We start from the raw sequence: 15543 nt of genomic DNA, 5'->3' as shown, positions 1-15543 counted from the left end.
TTATTTTTTTTATTAGAATCTCATTGGAATAATTTTTTTGCAGAAAAAAACTCGTTAGAAAAGCTTCTAACGAGTTCTTATTTATTCAATACTGAAAACTACTTTTTCAGTTTGTTCTTTTAGTTCTTCCAGATTGGTATTGTTATAGATAATGCAATCTGCCATTTTAATTTTGTCCCTTTCAGGCATCTGTTTTTCCATGACAGCTTCTACCTCGCGATAGGTTTTGTTATCCCTGTCCATTACTCTTTTAATTCTGATATTATCCTCAGCAGTTACTAAAAGAGATTTGTAACATTGTCTGTTAAGTTTCAATTCAAACAATAAAGCTGTTTCTTTAAAAACTAAATATTTGCTTTGTTTCTTAACCCAGTTTTCAAAATCTATTCTTACGGCGGGGTGGATGATCTCATTCAATTGCTGAAGAAGATCTCTGTTATTAAAAACCTGATCAGCCACAAATTTTCTGTCATATAACCCATTTTCATCATAAGATTCTTCGCCAAGAAGTTCCTTGATTTTTATTTTCAGGTCTTCACTTTCATTGACAATGGCTTTAGCTCTGTCATCGGAATAATAAACCGGAAAACCGAATTCCTCTATAAAACGTGCTACTGTGGTTTTTCCAGAACCTATTCCTCCTGTTAAACCAATGATCTTGGGTGCTGGTTCCGGCTCTGTCTGCTGTGTTTCTGAATGTAATTCTTCCATGATTAAAAATTAATATCCAAAAACATCATTAAAGCTAAACGTTTCATCAAGTCTTACCCCTTTATCTGTCATTTTAAGACTTGCAAGCTCGTTATGGGCATCATGTTCAAAGAACAGTAAATATTCGTTGTCTACACACTGCTTCAGGAACTTTGCTTTCTCTTCCATTGTTAAAAGAGGTCTGGTATCATATCCCATCACATACACCGGGTTGATATGTCCTGCTGTAGGAATAAGGTCTGCCGCAAAAACAACAGTTTTTTCCTGATACTGAATTACCGGAAGCATTTGTTTTTCTGTATGTCCATCTACGAAGATAACGTCCATTTTAAGATCAGGAGCGAAACCGTAGTTTCCGGTAGTAGGAAGTGGCAAATAGTTAAGTTGCCCGCTTTCCTGCATTGGCATAATGTTTTCCTTCAGGAAGCTTGCTTTTTCTCTTGCATTGGGCTCTGTTGCCCATTGCCAGTGATTTTCATTCGTCCAGAAGTTGGCATTTTTAAAGGCCGGTCTGTATCCGGTTTTATCGTCATTCCATTCTATAGCTCCACCACAGTGATCGAAGTGAAGGTGAGTAAGGAATACATCCGTAATATCCTCCTTTATAAAGCCATATTTTTTAAGATTTTTATCAAGAGTATCATCTCCCCAAAGAGAGTAGTGGCCGAAGAATTTATCATCCTGTTTGTTACCTAGACCACAGTCTACAAGGATCAGTTTTTTTCCATCTTCAATAAGCAGAGAACGTGTCCCCAGCTCGATCAGGTTTTTTTCGTCTGCTGGGTTTGTTTTTTCCCACAGACTCTTCGGGACGACTCCGAACATAGCACCGCCGTCCAGTTTAAATTTTCCACATTGTATTGGATATAACTTCATATGTATATTTTGATTATTTCTTTATTAATTTCATTTTCTCAGCAATCTTTCTCGCATTATCATCAGATTGTTCAAGTTGAGTAATGATGTTGTTAAAATCATTCTCTTTTCTGTTCTGAGAAAGTTTTTGTTTGATAAATATTTCGGTTGGAATAACTTTAATCCCAAAAGCGCCCTTCATTTCTTTTTCCACAAATTCCCTTCCCATGTCTTTCACCATCATTGGACATTGTTGAAAACTTTCATATTTAGACGTTAATTTATCCAAATGAGCATACAGCTCATCATGATTCATTATTTCAACTTTTCCGTGAATCTGTACTGCCTCATAATTCCAGGTAGAAACATTGATATGATCATACCAGCTGCTGGATATATAAGTATGAGCCCCTAAGAAGTCACAAAGAACTTCATCACCATTCTTTAAGGTTTTCGCCTGTGGGTTAGCTCTTGAAATATGCGTTTCAACATAAATATTTTCAGGATCATCTTCATTGAGCATCATCATAGAATGAGTCGCCCGTATCTTATCTACGGAAGAAATCAGTAAAGCAAAAGAATTTTCTTTGATGATCTTTCGCATCACATCAAAATCTTCGCTTCTATATAATTTGGGTATAAACATAAACTAATCAATTCTCATTAACCTTAAACCTTAAACTTTGAACCTTGAACTCAAAACTTTGAATTAAAATAGCTCTCCCGGGTTTTTAGGTCTTGTAATATTCAAATGTTTGTAAGCTTTATCAGTAACTTCTCGCCCTCTTGGAGTACGGATAATAAACCCTTCCTGAATCAGAAACGGTTCATACACTTCTTCCAGTGTTTCCGGGTTCTCAGCAATAGATGTTGCCAGAGCGGAAATACCAACCGGTTTTCCTTTAAAGTTTTCAATCATGACACGCATGATTTTATTATCCATTTCATCCAGACCAAATTCATCCACATTTAAAGAGTCCAAAGCATATTTTGTAATCTTGATTTCAATTTCACCATTTCCTTTGATCTCAGCAAAATCACGTACTCTTCTTAATAATGCATTCGCAATCCTTGGCGTTCCACGGCTTCTTCTCGCAATTTCGATCGCTGCGTCTTCATAAATAACTACACCTAAAACCCTTGCACTTCTCTGAATAATCATAGACAGAAGTTCAATAGAGTAGTATTCCAGCCTACTTTGAATTCCAAATCGGGCAAGCATTGGCTTCGTAAGCATACCACTTCTTGTCGTAGCACCTACGAGAGTAAAAGGATTCAGTCCTATCTGTACACTTCTTGCATTAGGACCTGTTTCCAGCATGATATCAATCTTGTAATCTTCCATTGCAGAATAAAGGTATTCCTCTACTACAGGAGAAAGACGGTGAATCTCATCAATGAAAAGAACATCATTTTCTTCCAGATTGGTCAGTAAACCAGCTAAGCTTCCGGGTTTATCCAATACAGGACCCGAAGTAACCTTACAGTTTACCCCAAGTTCATTAGCGATAATATTGGCTAAAGTCGTTTTACCAAGCCCCGGTGGACCATGTAATAAAACATGATCCAGTGCTCCGCCACGTCTTTTCGCAGCGGTAACAAAAACCTCAAGGTTCTCCAGCGTCTTTCTCTGCCCCGCAAAATCTTTAAAGCTCTGGGGACGGATCTGTTCTTCCTGCATCAGCTCCTCTCGTGAGTAGTTTTCCTTATCTGGATGTAAAAAATCTGGCATTAATTCATTTCATTTACTTCAAAGATAGCAAATTTAGACAAAGGTTGAAGGGCAGATTGAGAAAACGTTGAGATTGATAGAGAGGTTTAAGCCAGGGTTGAAAATGAGAACAGCTAAGATTTAAATAATTGGGATATTTTAAGTATTTTTGAGAGGAGAAATTATTAATAAAAATTAATAAAATTTTCAACGTTTAGAAAAAGAGTACTGATATAAAAATGAATCAGCTTGAAGCTAAACAACGCATTAACTTTAAACTAATGAAATTAATAGGACCATTTAAGCAGGTGGTAACACTTGCTAACTTACCATTAAGAGGAAAACTTTCCGATGAGCAGCTGGAAATTATTGTAGACGGAGGAATTGTAGTAGATCAGAATACCATCCAGAAAGTTGGAAATTTTGAAACATTAAAAACAGAAAATCCTACCATAGAAATCGAACAGATTGAAGGAGAACAGATTGTTCTTCCTGCTTTTGTAGATTCACATACTCACATTTGTTTCGGAGGAAACCGTGCGAATGACTTTGCCATGCGTAATGCAGGAAAAACCTATCTGGAGATTGCGGAAAGCGGTGGTGGAATCTGGAGTTCTGTGCAGCATACAAGAAATGCTTCAGAAGAAGAATTGTTAAAAACTTTAGGAGAAAGAATCAACTTTTTGATTGATCTGGGAATTACCACCATTGAAGTGAAGAGTGGATACGGTCTGGATGTGGAAAACGAGTTGAAGATGCTTAGAATTATTAAAAAAGCACAGAATGAAACCAAAGCCACTTTAGTTCCAACCTGTCTTTCAGCCCACCTAAAACCAAGAGATTTTGAAGGAAGCAATCCCGAATATCTGGAATATATCATTACCGAAATTTTACCAAAAGTAAAAGAAGAAAGCTTAGCGAATAGAGTAGATATCTTTATCGAAAAGTCTGCTTTTCAGCCGGAAGAAAGTAAAGAATTCTTACTTAAAGCAAAAGAATTAGGCTTTGAAATTACGGTTCACGCAGATCAGTTTACCCCTGGAAGCTCAAGAATTGCCGTAGAAGTAGGAGCGAAGTCTGCAGATCATTTGGAAGCAACAATAGATGAAGATATTCAGTTTCTGGCAGAATCTGATACGGTGGCAACAGCTCTTCCGGGAGCGAGCCTTGGACTAGGTGAGAAATTTACTCCGGCAAGAAAATTATTAGATGCAGGCGCTATTGTTGCCATAGCAAGTGACTGGAATCCGGGATCTGCCCCAATGGGAAATTTAATTACCCAGGCATCAATTTTAGCTACTTTCCAGAAACTAACTACCGCTGAAGTTTTGGCTGGAATAACTTTCCGTGCTGCCTATGCATTGAATCTTGAAGATAGAGGACAATTAGAAGCAGGAAAAAAGGCAGATTTTGTCACTTTCAAAACCAACAATTTCCAGAATGTACTTTACAATCAGGGAAGCTTGAACGCAGAACATGTGTACATTGATGGTATTAAAAAGTAAATAAAAACACAACCATGAAAATTAAATTAGAAGAGATTAAAGAAAAATATATATCTCTTGGTGTTCCTGAAAAAAATGTTGAATATGCATTGAATGCTGTAAAATCAGGAACTAAGAAAGACTTTATTATAAAGAATTTGACTTCAGATATTAGAAAGGTGGAGTTTATTACAGCCAATAATATGTTGGATGAAATGTTTGCTGCAAATGGCGGGGAATTTAAGCATGAGAATAGAGGAGGTTATCTTTATTCTACATTTTACTTAATAGCTATTGTTGCTTTAGGCATTGTGACTTTTTATTTTAGCAAGGAAAATAGAAGTATGCAATTTAAATTTGGAGGTGCTTTAATACTATTTATAGTTTTATTTTTTAGAACATTTATACCTACAATAAGAGGCAGGTTTAGAGAATAATTTTTAGATTATGATTTGGCAAGGCAGATTGGACGGAGAAGAACTTCTCTATCACAGATTATTTCAAAGAGTAAGAGAAGAACGTAATTACGACAATATTTCTACAGGAGATTTTGCATTGCATGGTTTTGCTGTAGATGAAGGAGTCAGGAGAAATAAAGGCCGTCAGGGAGCGAAAGATGCTCCGGATGTGATCAGGAAAAATATGTCTAATTTTCCGGTAATTCTTCCCGACTTTTCAATGCTTGACTTTGGGAATGTTACCTGTGAGGATGGTAATCTTGAAAATACTCAGAATAATCTTGCCAAAAATGTCTCAAAAGTACTTTTGAAAGGAGGAAAATCTCTTGTTTTGGGTGGAGGTCATGAGGTGACTTATGCTCATTATTTAGGCGTTAGAACAGCCTTCCCGGAACAAAAGATAGGCATTATTAATATTGATGCTCATTTTGATAACCGACAGCCGGAAAATGGAGTAGGACCAAGCTCAGGAACCGGATTCTGGCAGATTGCTCAGGAAGGTCCTATCAATTCTTTGCATATTGGAATTCAAAGAAACTCCAATACGTTGAAACTTTTTGATACGGCCCATCAGTATGGGATGAAATATATCCTGGCAGACGAATTATTTTTTGAAAATCTTACGTCTATCTATCAGCGTATTGATGAGTTGCTGGATAGCGTAGATTATGCCTATCTTACCATTTGTATGGACGTCTTTAATGCATCTGTGGCTCCCGGAGTTTCGGCTGCAGCCTATAATGGTATCTTTGCAGATGCAGCCTTTATGCATTTTTACAGACATATCTTAAAAAATAAAAAATTGGTGGCGCTGGATGTGGCAGAAGTTAACCCTTCTTTTGATATCCAGGACAGAACAGCAAGACTGGCAGCATGTCTTGTGAATGAATGGCTAATGATGTAAGATAAAGTTATATTCTTCCGATAGAGAAAATCATTATTTTATTGACCCTTAAGGAATGGAATTTGCTAATTTCACCGTGCTTTTAAAATAAAAGCGCTCATAAATTCATTAGCTGAATTTAAAACAGAAATTTATATTATGGAACAATTAATTGAAAGCAAGCTTATTAAAGCAGATAAAGCGTTTTCAGTGTGGAGAAAAGTGCCGTTTGAGGAAAGGCAGAAGTTAATTGCAAAAGCAGCGGAAATTTTAAAGAATAATTCGGAGAAATTTGGGAAAATAATTACTACAGAAATGAATAAGCCCATTTCAGAATCTATTGCTGAAGTGGAAAAGTGTGCTTTAATGATGAATTATTACGCCACTGCTGAAAATATATTAAAACCAGAAAAAGTTGATTCAGAATTTGCTTATTCTGAAGTTCATTATGCTCCGAAAGGGGTAATCTTAGGTGTAATGCCTTGGAACTTTCCTTTTTGGCAGGTGCTGAGATTTGCTACTCCTGCAATTTTAGCTGGAAATACAATCGTTTTGAAACATGCTTCAATTTGTTTCGGAAGTGGAAATGCCATTGAAGAAGTACTTCTGGAAGCAGGTTTTCCTGAAGGTATTTTTCAGAATCTTGAAGTAGGGCATAAAGCTGTAAAAGAAATCCTTGAACATGATGCTGTAAGAGGTGTAAGTCTTACAGGAAGTGGAAAAGCAGGAGGTGAAGTGGCTTCAATTGCTGGTTTAAATATTAAAAAATCTTTACTTGAATTAGGTGGAAGTGATGCTTTCATTATTTTTGATGATGCAGATCTTGAAGCTGCAGCAAAAGCAGGAGCAAAATCCAGACTTCAAAATTGTGGACAAACCTGTACTGCAGCAAAAAGATTTATCATTGATGAAAAGATTGAAGATGCGTTTTTACCCATATTCATTGAAGAATATAAGAAATATGAGATTGGAGATCCTTTGGATAAAGAAACCAAACTGGCAGGGATGGCAAGACCGGACCTTGCTGATGAATTGGAAGCTCAGTTCAACAGAGCATTGGAAAACGGTGCTGAAATCATTATTCCTCTGGAAAGAGTTTCTGAAAATGAATTTAAACCAGGTTTAATCAGAGTTCAGGAAGGAAATCCAATTTTAAAAGAAGAACTTTTCGGACCTCTTGGTATGGTTATGATTGCAAAAACTGATGAAGAAGCTTTACAGATGGCGAATGATATTCCTTTCGGACTTTCCAATTCTGTCTGGACTCAAAATAAAGACCGTCAGCTATTTTTCATTGAAAACCTTGAATCTGGAACAGTCAATATCAACCGTATGACAAGTTCTGATCCACGTTTTCCATTTGGAGGATCAAAAGCTTCAGGATATGGAACAGAACTATCCTTATTAGCTTTAAAAGAATTTGTGACTGCTAAGACCATTGTAGGTAATTAAATATGTATGGATGTCATTCCAAGGAGTCCAGGAGTCTCAGAGATTTTTCACTTCACTCCGTTTCGTTCAGAATGGCAAATCACCGTTTATAAGGTAACAGTAAACTTTACGCTATAAATAAAAACTCCCGAAAGTTCATTTCCGGGAGTTTTTTTATGCTTTGACAAAAAGTAATTTTGCTTATTGCTTATACTGTCGTAAGTCTCAATGTATTCGTTTTTCCACCTTCATATGATGGAGTAGCATTGATGTTGATTACGAAATCTCCGGTTTCGATATAACCATAGTTATGCGTTAACATATTTACCTGAATAATCGTTTCGTCAGTAGACTTCTTCATATCATAGTAATAGGCATGTACACCCCAAAGAAGGTTCAGCATCGTAATTACTCTTCTGTTTCCACTATATACGATGATGTGAGAGTTTGGTCTGTGTGCTGCAAGCTGGAAAGCTGTATATCCTGAATGAGTAAGGGTTACAATAGCAGAAACGTTGGTTGTTTTAGCAATTCTTACTGCTGCAAGACAAACCCTGTTTGTAATGAATCTTTCATCGATACAGTTATAATCTTTCTCGATAGGTTCATTTTTGTGTTGGTAAAAATGAGTAGTTTCGATATTCTTTACAATTTTAGCCATGTTTTCCACAACCTGTACCGGATATCTCCCTACAGAAGTTTCTCCGGAAAGCATTACGGCATCAGCTCCATCCAATACAGAGTTGGCAACGTCATTTACTTCCGCTCTTGTTGGTGTTAAGCTGTTGATCATGGTTTCCATCATCTGAGTAGCAATAATTACCGGCTTGGAATAGAATCTTGCTTTTTCTACCAAGTTTTTCTGGATGGCAGGAACTTCCTCCATTGGAACTTCTACTCCAAGGTCTCCACGTGCAACCATTAATCCATCACATTCAAGAAGGATTTCTTCAATATTTTTAACCCCTTCAGGTTTTTCAATCTTCGCAATAATAGGAGTCTTGAATTTACCATTTGGATGCGCTTTAATAAGCTCTTTCAAGTCGATAATATCCTGGGCATGACGAACAAATGATAAAGCAATCCAGTCTACCTCCATGTCAAGCATGAAATTAGCATCCTGAATATCTTTTTCTGTCAATGCAGGAAGAGAAACATTTGTATTAGGTAGATTAACTCCTTTTTTAGAACTTAACGGACCTCCCTGAATAGTTTTTGCTTTTACAGTATCTTTTTCATTGGTTTCGATAACCTCCAGCATTAGTTTCCCATCATCAATAAGGATTCTTTCCCCTACTTTTACGTCTTGCGGAAACTGTTGGTAAGTCATGTACACCTTTGTGGAATCTCCCTCCATCTTTTCATTGGTGAAGGTAAGAATATCACCTGGGTTCAGGTAAGATCCCTCCTTTACAACTCCCACTCTCAGCTTAGGTCCCTGAAGGTCTCCAAGGATTCCTACAGAATAACCATACTCATTGTTTAGCTCTCTAATTATTTCAATATTTTTTCGAACTAAGTCGTAATCTGCATGGGAAAAATTTATTCTGAAAATATCAACACCCGCTTTCATTAAATCTAACATTACCTCCTTCGACGATGAAGCAGGCCCTAGTGTTGCGATAATTTTTGTCTTCTTTAAATACTTATTCATAATACTGGATAATTTGATAAAGTTCCTCATCAGAACTCAGTGTATAATCTTGAATTGGAAACACAAGATTTTCAGGGAGCAAAATTACGGAAAAATCAGGAAACTGTTCCGAACTATGCAGAATATATTCCACATCTACCTGATTATTTAATAAAAATTTAATGTTTTCTTCTTCTGTAAAGAGTTCTGTCTGAATTTTTTTTTGCTTACTTTCAGAAGATTTATTGGAAATGAAGGTAAAACAGGTCTTTGAATACTTGTGGTAGGCTTCAAATCTTGGAAAAAAATAATCATAATACCCCCCATGAAAAACAAGATCCTTCTTTCTTGAAAAATTGAGGTTGTTGGTTTGATTTATTTTGTAGAAAAACTCGTGAGCAGGTATATCTTTGGCTAATCTTACCAATCCTATGGCAATATCTTCAAATTCTATATCATCAAGATCATAAAGTTTTTGAATTTCCAAGTATATTTTCTTTTTTGTTTAAAATATAAAATGCTCTCTGTGCTGCTTTTTCCTCTGCTTTCTTTTTGGAAGTCTCCGTTGCGTTAGCAATTTTTTCGTCTCCCAACCATACATGGCACCTAAATACGATAGATTTATTAGCCTGTATTTCCTCGCAGGTTTCGTACTTTATATTGACCTTCTTCTTTTGGCTCCATTCGAGCAGGAGACCTTTATAACTTACAATTTTGTTTTCAAGCTTATTGATCTCAGAAGGGGTCAGCAATTTTTCCAAAATAATCCTTTTACAGGCATCATAATGGAAGTCTAAATAAACAGCACCGATTAAGGCTTCAAACAAATTTCCAGAGATATTCTCTCCCAAAGCTGATGAGCTGTTTTGCTTTTGCAAAAGGCTGGTAAGCTTGAGATCTTCTCCTAATTTATTGAGGTTTTTCCTATTAACAATCTTAGATTTCATTTGTGTCAGATATCCCTCGTTGGCCTGAGGATAAGTCTGGAACAAATGACAAGAAATAATTGTACCCAAAACAGAATCTCCCAAAAATTCAAGTCTTTCGTAATTGCTGTCTTGATTTTTAGAAGAATTTTTCAAAGAAAAAGCTTCGCGGTAAAGAGCGATATTCTGTACCTCTGTACCCAATACTTTTCTAAGCTCGGTACTGAGAAAATATTCTCTCTCCGTTAATTGTCTTTTTCTTTTTTTGAGAAGGAATTTAGAAAAGTATTTCTGTAACTCCATTCATTGAATTTAGATTTTCTTAAATAGAACGCAAGCGTTATGCCCGCCAAATCCAAAAGTATTGCTCATGGCTACTTTTACATCTTTCTTCACAGCAGTATTGAACGTAAAGTTGAGTCTGCTGTCAATATTTTCATCATCAGTAAAATGGTTGATGGTTGGAGGAACAGTACCATGAATAATAGTTCCCAATGCAGCGATAGCTTCAATAACTCCTGCAGCACCTAAAAGGTGGCCTGTCATTGATTTTGTAGAATTAATCTGAATGTCATAAGCGTGCTCGCCTAATAATTTCGAAATTGCATTGGATTCTGCGATGTCTCCTAATGGAGTAGATGTACCATGCATGTTGATATGATCTACTTCATCAGCAGTTAAGCCTGCATCTTCCAGACAACTTTTCATTACCAGATAAGCGCCAAGGCCTTCAGGATGTGGAGCAGTCATGTGATGTGCATCAGCACTCAGACCTCCTCCCAGTAATTCTGCATAAATTGTAGCACCACGTTTTACAGCGTGCTCATATTCTTCAAGAACGATACATCCCGCACCTTCTCCTAATACAAATCCATCTCTGTCTTTGTCAAAAGGTCTTGAAGCTGTTTTAGGATCGTCATTTCTTGTAGAAAGTGCCATCATTGCGTTGAATCCACCGACACCACTTGCTGTAACGGCTGCTTCAGAGCCTCCGCACACAATCACGTCTGCTTTTCCTAATTGGATCAGCATTTTGGAATCAATTATAGCATTTGCTGAAGATGCACATGCAGATACAGTAGTATAGTTTGGTCCGTGGAATCCATATTCAATTGAGATATGTCCAGGAGTGATATCTGCAATCATTTTTGGGATAAAGAAAGGGTTGAATCTCGGAATTTCCGTATTGGCCCATCCTAAAACTTCAGTTTCAAAAGTCTCTAATCCTCCGATTCCAGAACCCCAGATTACACCAACTCTGTTTTTATCTACATTGTCTTCAATAATTCCGGAATGCGCTACTGCTTCTCTTGCAGCAACAAGTCCCAATTGAGTATTTCTGTCCATCTTTTTAGCCTCTTTCTTATCGAAATGCTGTAACGGATCGAAATTTTTCACCTCGCAAGCGAACTTTGTTTTAAAGTTTGTGGCATCAAAAAGAGTAATCGGAGCGGCACCGCTCTCACCTTTCACAAGATTTTCCCAGTATTCTTTTGCATTATTTCCTATTGGTGTTATTGCTCCAAATCCGGTTACAACTACTCTTTTTAATTCCATAAACTTTGTTTAATTTCTTTTTTGTTGAAGAATATTATTTATTTACTACTTCTTCGATGTAAGCGATAGCGTGTCCTACAGTAGTAATTTTTTCAGCTTGGTCATCAGGGATCTGAATGTTAAATTCTTTTTCGAATTCCATGATAAGTTCAACTGTATCTAGTGAATCAGCTCCTAAATCGTTAGTGAAGCTAGCTTCAGGAGTTACTTCTGTTTCTTCAACGTCAAGCTTATCAGCGATGATAGCTTTTACTCTTGATGCAATGTCTGACATAGTAAATTATTTTTTTAATTGTTAGATGGTGCAAATATATAAAATTCTTTACGATAAAACATTTTTTTAGTCTTTTTTGTGGACCAGAAGCTTTCATTTTAGATTGTTTAGCTTTAGTCTTTTCGTTTTCAGGAGGTTATATTGTTGTTAATGTAGAGATGTAAATTGTCATGAAAAACTAAAAGAAGATATAAAAGATAGATCGTGCAAATTTCACTATTATTAGCTTCGTGTTTTATGAAAATTAGTTTATTTATTTCTGTATAATTACCATTGGCTAGCTTATTAAATCAAAGACTTATAAAGTTTTTTATAAATTCTTCATAGACTATACAATGAATTGTATAGTTTATGTCATATTGGTTGTAATGTTATTTGAAATGCCAAAACATTAATATTTGTGACTAACTGAGAATTTTATTTATGGTTAGCTACTTAATTAGACTGTTTTGATGAAGACTTAAGTTTCAGCCTGATTTTAATGATGGTTATTGCTTTGTATAGTAGATAGCTGGAGAAAAATCTGGATATCTTACCATTAATGTGTCATTTATTTTTTTTACCCTAAACTCATCAGCGCTATACAGATTGCCGGTAGCTGGTTTGCGGGTTTCTGTATAAAAATATAATGTACTTGAATATCCTTCTTTTTCAATTGCTAGTACCAGATTTGTATTTTGGGATTGATTTATTAAGCTACTATAACTTATATTGTTAGGTAAAATGATATCATCCTGTGTGAATTTTATGTATTGAACTGATGCAACACTAGTTTGTTTCCAGGCCCAAACACCTTGTATCCATGTTGGCGGATGGAAATGCTGTGTCGGAGGTGGTGGAGTAGTGGTGTTTTCTGGTTCGTTATTAGGTAAGTTATCATCATTCCCGGAACAGTTAAACGTTAAAAATGATAATGATAAAAGAGATAATAATAAATTTCTCATGGTTTAGTTATTTTAAAGATACTCAAATTTGGAGTATGTTATTAGTTTAAAATCAAAAATTTGGTTTGTGATTTGCTTTCTTGAGACACACTTAAGAATGTTTTTATTATTATTGTCCAAATTATAACGTAAAGATATGTTTTTTGTTATAATTTTTTATGTTAAGATCTATTAGATAAGATTGTAAAAAACAAGTAAATTGAGTTTGTTTCTTTTTGTAAGGAAATTTTACAACAAATATCTATTGTTGAAGAGATAAAATGATGTGGATGAATTTGAATATTATGATTTTATCTTTTTTTATAACAGAAAAATTGTAATACGGAATTGGAGATTAAAAAAGGGAATCGACTATAACCGATTCCCTTTTTGTGGAGTTGGAGGGATTCGAACCCTCGTCCAAACAAGCAATACATAAGCTTTCTACATGCTTATTCTACCATTGGTTTTCGACTGGAAGCAGAGGATAGACACCCAACTACCAGCTTATCTTCTGAAGTTTTCGAGCTTTAGCCAAAGCTTCTAAAGCCTTATTTCCGCATTCCTATATCCCAGGATCAAACGCCGCAGAACAGAGCATTTGTGGAATATCTTGCTTCCCTACTGAAATCTTCGGGAAAACGCTTGATCTACTATACTTCGATATTAAGCTGCAAGAGCGAACTCTTCGTTGCCAGTTAAAATTTTGTAGCAAGGGATTATAGAGATCGCACTACGGTTCTCTGCATGCTTACTTACCCATTGGTCTTGCTGTCGAAACCAGTCAACCCCATGAATAAAGTGAATGCAAAGATAATGCTTTTTGTTTACATTTCATTAATGTAGGTGGTTTTAATAGAAATTAGGAAACAAAATGAGTAACCTGAAGTTATTAAGAATTGAATATCTAGTTATTGTGGATAAAATATTATTGCTTGGTAATAGCCTTTAATACGAGGTTTTTTAACAGACTTAAAATGGAAGAGTGATTGTTTGTTGCAATATATTTTGTGTTCTCATAAAAATTGTCTAGTTTTGCAATCCAAAATGAGATGTAAAATATGTTAATAATTCCAGTAAAAGATGGTGAATCCATCGACAGAGCTTTAAAAAAATACAAGAGAAAATTTGATAAAACAGGAACTGTTCGTCAATTAAGATCTAGACAACAGTTTATTAAGCCTTCTGTAACTTTGAGACAAGCTAGACTAAAAGCGGCTTACAAACAAAGAGCGCTTAGCAAAGAAGAGCAGGCTTAAGATTTTTTCTTAACCATATATTAATTCACTTCTTAAATTCTTATATTTGAGGAGTGAATTTTTATTTTTATACCTATGATGCTGGAAAAATTTTTAGAATACTTACAATTCGAAAAAAGATATTCTCCTCATACCGTCACAAGCTACAAAAAAGACCTTGAAGACTTTTCTCATTTCTTTCTCCGTACGGAATCTTCCGGCAATTTAACCAAGGCAGACAAAAAGATTATCCGAAATTTTATTGTTGAACTCAGTGAAAATGACATTTCCAAAAGAAGTATCAACAGAAAATTATCCTCGCTCCGTAGTTTCTATCTTTTTCTTTTAAAAATAGGGGAGATTAAAGTTTCTCCTACCGAAGGTGTTTCTTCTCTGAAGTTTTACGCTGAAAAACAGATTCCTATGTCTAAAGAGGAAATGGAAGACCTTAATGAAAGGATTTTCGAACAGGTACATGATGTACTTGAAAAATGCATTATGGAAGTTCTTTATCAGACAGGAATGCGTAAAGCGGAACTTTGTGGCCTGATATTTGAGAATGTTGACTTATATGAAAATGAATTAAAAGTAATAGGAAAGGGGAATAAAGCAAGGGTAATTCCTATTTCCGATGAACTGTCTGAACTCCTTAAAAGTTATCTGGAAATAAGAAATCCACAGACAGAATTTAAATCATATTTTTTTGTCAATAAGAAAGGGAAAAAACTCAACGAAAAATTTGTTTATGTGGTAGTTAATAAGTACCTTAGTCTTATAACAACGAAAGAAAAAAAAAGTCCTCACATCCTTCGGCATAGCTTTGCTACTCACGTTTTGGATAATGGGGCGGAGATCTCCAAAGTGAAAAAAATATTAGGGCATTCCAGTCTTGCCAGTACTCAAGTCTATACGAATGCTAATATTGAACAATTGAAAAAAGTGTTTAATCAGGCTCACCCTCGAGCATCAAAAAAAGAAGAATTATGAAGATTTCAGTTCAATCAATCGGTTTAACACCACACGAACCACTAGAGTCACACATCGACAAAAAAGTTAGCAAATTGGATACCTTCTATGACAAGATTCAGGAGTGTAAGGTATTTTTGAAAGTAGAAAATAATGCTGATAAAGCAAATAAAACAGCCGAGATTATTTTGGCGGTTCCGGGAGACGATATCGTAGTAAAGAAGACATCTACAAGTTTTGAAGAAAGTTTGGACCTTTGTGTTGATACTGCTAAAAAGCTATTAATCAAGAAAAAAGAAATGGCATAGAAAAAAAAGTTAAAAAAAGTTTATAAAATATTTGAGAATTCAAAAAATCCGTTCTATATTTGCACTCGCAAAAAAGGAACAGCGATCTTTTGAATTCTTTTTTATATTTGCCTCCATAGCTCAGTTGGCCAGAGCACGTGATTTGTAATCTCGGGGTCGTGGGTTCGAATCCCTCTGGAGGCTCA

17 protein-coding genes, 1 tRNA gene and 1 other RNA gene are annotated in these 15543 nt (G+C 35.6%); 8 read left to right on the top strand and 11 right to left on the bottom strand.

Annotated elements, in window-relative coordinates; translation table 11 throughout:
* Positions 1–81: 81 nt before the first annotated feature.
* From coaE to ruvB, 4 genes are all read right to left on the bottom strand, one after another.
* Positions 82–711 (bottom strand): dephospho-CoA kinase, encoded by a 630-nt coding sequence (gene coaE / locus ACMA47_RS20035; RefSeq protein WP_413931198.1) that lies wholly within the window; start codon positions 709–711, stop codon positions 82–84.
* A 9-nt stretch (positions 712–720) separates the two neighbouring features.
* Positions 721–1587, bottom strand: a complete 867-nt coding sequence (locus ACMA47_RS20030; protein ID WP_413931197.1) for an MBL fold metallo-hydrolase — start codon at positions 1585–1587, stop codon at positions 721–723.
* Positions 1588–1600: 13 nt separating this feature from the next.
* On the bottom strand, positions 1601–2212 hold the full coding sequence (locus tag ACMA47_RS20025; protein WP_413931196.1) for an FMN-binding negative transcriptional regulator: 612 nt from the start codon (positions 2210–2212) through the stop codon (positions 1601–1603).
* Between the two features lie 63 nt (positions 2213–2275).
* Positions 2276–3298 carry a Holliday junction branch migration DNA helicase RuvB gene (gene ruvB / locus ACMA47_RS20020; protein WP_062675795.1) on the bottom strand — a complete coding sequence of 341 codons (1023 nt, stop codon included), beginning with the start codon at positions 3296–3298 and terminating at the stop codon, positions 2276–2278.
* 260 nt (positions 3299–3558) lie between these two features.
* Here ruvB and hutI point away from each other — a divergent pair, with 260 nt between their 5' ends.
* From hutI to ACMA47_RS20000, 4 genes are all read left to right on the top strand, one after another.
* A complete protein-coding gene (gene hutI, locus ACMA47_RS20015; RefSeq protein ID WP_413931195.1) occupies positions 3559–4782 on the top strand; it encodes an imidazolonepropionase in 1224 nt (407 codons plus the stop codon).
* Positions 4783–4796: 14 nt separating this feature from the next.
* Positions 4797–5198: a hypothetical protein gene (locus tag ACMA47_RS20010; protein ID WP_413931194.1), complete on the top strand. Its 402-nt coding sequence runs from the start codon at positions 4797–4799 to the stop codon at positions 5196–5198.
* A 10-nt stretch (positions 5199–5208) separates the two neighbouring features.
* Positions 5209–6123 carry a formimidoylglutamase gene (gene hutG, locus ACMA47_RS20005; protein WP_413931193.1) on the top strand — a complete coding sequence of 305 codons (915 nt, stop codon included), beginning with the start codon at positions 5209–5211 and terminating at the stop codon, positions 6121–6123.
* 138 nt (positions 6124–6261) lie between these two features.
* Positions 6262–7554, top strand: coding sequence for an aldehyde dehydrogenase family protein (locus tag ACMA47_RS20000; RefSeq protein ID WP_413931192.1), 1293 nt, complete (start codon positions 6262–6264; stop codon positions 7552–7554).
* A gap of 187 nt (positions 7555–7741) precedes the next feature.
* Here the strand turns inward: ACMA47_RS20000 and pyk are convergent, their stop codons facing one another.
* The 7 genes from pyk to ssrA form a co-directional block, all read right to left on the bottom strand.
* Positions 7742–9187, bottom strand: a complete 1446-nt coding sequence (gene pyk / locus ACMA47_RS19995; protein WP_047435450.1) for a pyruvate kinase — start codon at positions 9185–9187, stop codon at positions 7742–7744.
* Positions 9180–9653, bottom strand: a complete 474-nt coding sequence (locus ACMA47_RS19990) for an IPExxxVDY family protein (protein WP_413931191.1) — start codon at positions 9651–9653, stop codon at positions 9180–9182. Before ACMA47_RS19990 ends, pyk begins: the two co-directional genes overlap by 8 nt.
* Positions 9631–10395, bottom strand: a complete 765-nt coding sequence (gene rnc / locus ACMA47_RS19985; protein ID WP_034693116.1) for a ribonuclease III — start codon at positions 10393–10395, stop codon at positions 9631–9633. Before rnc ends, ACMA47_RS19990 begins: the two co-directional genes overlap by 23 nt.
* Before the next feature lie 9 nt (positions 10396–10404).
* A complete protein-coding gene (gene fabF, locus ACMA47_RS19980; RefSeq protein WP_034693118.1) occupies positions 10405–11649 on the bottom strand; it encodes a beta-ketoacyl-ACP synthase II in 1245 nt (414 codons plus the stop codon).
* Positions 11650–11683: 34 nt separating this feature from the next.
* Positions 11684–11923, bottom strand: a complete 240-nt coding sequence (locus ACMA47_RS19975) for an acyl carrier protein (protein WP_002976354.1) — start codon at positions 11921–11923, stop codon at positions 11684–11686.
* A 488-nt stretch (positions 11924–12411) separates the two neighbouring features.
* Positions 12412–12867, bottom strand: coding sequence for a hypothetical protein (locus ACMA47_RS19970; RefSeq protein WP_413931190.1), 456 nt, complete (start codon positions 12865–12867; stop codon positions 12412–12414).
* Positions 12868–13236: 369 nt separating this feature from the next.
* Positions 13237–13638: a transfer-messenger RNA gene (ssrA, locus tag ACMA47_RS19965) on the bottom strand.
* A 269-nt stretch (positions 13639–13907) separates the two neighbouring features.
* Between ssrA and rpsU the strand changes: the two genes are divergently transcribed.
* From rpsU to ACMA47_RS19945, 4 genes are all read left to right on the top strand, one after another.
* A complete protein-coding gene (rpsU, locus tag ACMA47_RS19960) occupies positions 13908–14105 on the top strand; it encodes a 30S ribosomal protein S21 (RefSeq protein ID WP_034693154.1) in 198 nt (65 codons plus the stop codon).
* Between the two features lie 78 nt (positions 14106–14183).
* Positions 14184–15071, top strand: a complete 888-nt coding sequence (locus ACMA47_RS19955; RefSeq protein WP_413931310.1) for a tyrosine-type recombinase/integrase — start codon at positions 14184–14186, stop codon at positions 15069–15071.
* On the top strand, positions 15068–15358 hold the full coding sequence (locus tag ACMA47_RS19950) for an HPF/RaiA family ribosome-associated protein (RefSeq protein WP_047435429.1): 291 nt from the start codon (positions 15068–15070) through the stop codon (positions 15356–15358). The genes ACMA47_RS19955 and ACMA47_RS19950 overlap by 4 nt, the downstream gene beginning before the upstream one ends.
* Before the next feature lie 109 nt (positions 15359–15467).
* Positions 15468–15541 (top strand) — tRNA-Thr (locus ACMA47_RS19945).
* Positions 15542–15543: the final 2 nt, after the last annotated feature.

The sequence above is a fragment of the Chryseobacterium sp. T20 genome (genome assembly GCF_047345655.1).
Taxonomy (GTDB): domain Bacteria; phylum Bacteroidota; class Bacteroidia; order Flavobacteriales; family Weeksellaceae; genus Chryseobacterium.
The sequence above is the reverse complement of the archived record's forward strand: the minus strand, read 5'-3'. Positions and strand labels throughout refer to the sequence as shown.

Excerpts from the sequence above, each read along its gene's own strand:
- pyk (WP_047435450.1), bottom strand. The coding sequence starts at position 9,187 with ATGAATAAGTATTTAAAGAAGACAAAAATTATCGCAACACTAGGGCCT.
- ACMA47_RS20000 (WP_413931192.1), top strand. The coding sequence starts at position 6,262 with ATGGAACAATTAATTGAAAGCAAGCTTATTAAAGCAGATAAAGCGTTT.
- coaE (WP_413931198.1), bottom strand. The coding sequence starts at position 711 with ATGGAAGAATTACATTCAGAAACACAGCAGACAGAGCCGGAACCAGCA.
- ACMA47_RS20030 (WP_413931197.1), bottom strand. The coding sequence starts at position 1,587 with ATGAAGTTATATCCAATACAATGTGGAAAATTTAAACTGGACGGCGGT.
- rpsU (WP_034693154.1), top strand. The coding sequence starts at position 13,908 with ATGTTAATAATTCCAGTAAAAGATGGTGAATCCATCGACAGAGCTTTA.
- ACMA47_RS19950 (WP_047435429.1), top strand. The coding sequence starts at position 15,068 with ATGAAGATTTCAGTTCAATCAATCGGTTTAACACCACACGAACCACTA.
- fabF (WP_034693118.1), bottom strand. The coding sequence starts at position 11,649 with ATGGAATTAAAAAGAGTAGTTGTAACCGGATTTGGAGCAATAACACCA.
- ACMA47_RS20010 (WP_413931194.1), top strand. The coding sequence starts at position 4,797 with ATGAAAATTAAATTAGAAGAGATTAAAGAAAAATATATATCTCTTGGT.
- hutG (WP_413931193.1), top strand. The coding sequence starts at position 5,209 with ATGATTTGGCAAGGCAGATTGGACGGAGAAGAACTTCTCTATCACAGA.
- hutI (WP_413931195.1), top strand. The coding sequence starts at position 3,559 with ATGAAATTAATAGGACCATTTAAGCAGGTGGTAACACTTGCTAACTTA.
- ACMA47_RS19975 (WP_002976354.1), bottom strand. The coding sequence starts at position 11,923 with ATGTCAGACATTGCATCAAGAGTAAAAGCTATCATCGCTGATAAGCTT.
- ACMA47_RS20025 (WP_413931196.1), bottom strand. The coding sequence starts at position 2,212 with ATGTTTATACCCAAATTATATAGAAGCGAAGATTTTGATGTGATGCGA.
- rnc (WP_034693116.1), bottom strand. The coding sequence starts at position 10,395 with ATGGAGTTACAGAAATACTTTTCTAAATTCCTTCTCAAAAAAAGAAAA.
- ACMA47_RS19970 (WP_413931190.1), bottom strand. The coding sequence starts at position 12,867 with ATGAGAAATTTATTATTATCTCTTTTATCATTATCATTTTTAACGTTT.
- ruvB (WP_062675795.1), bottom strand. The coding sequence starts at position 3,298 with ATGCCAGATTTTTTACATCCAGATAAGGAAAACTACTCACGAGAGGAG.
- ACMA47_RS19955 (WP_413931310.1), top strand. The coding sequence starts at position 14,184 with ATGCTGGAAAAATTTTTAGAATACTTACAATTCGAAAAAAGATATTCT.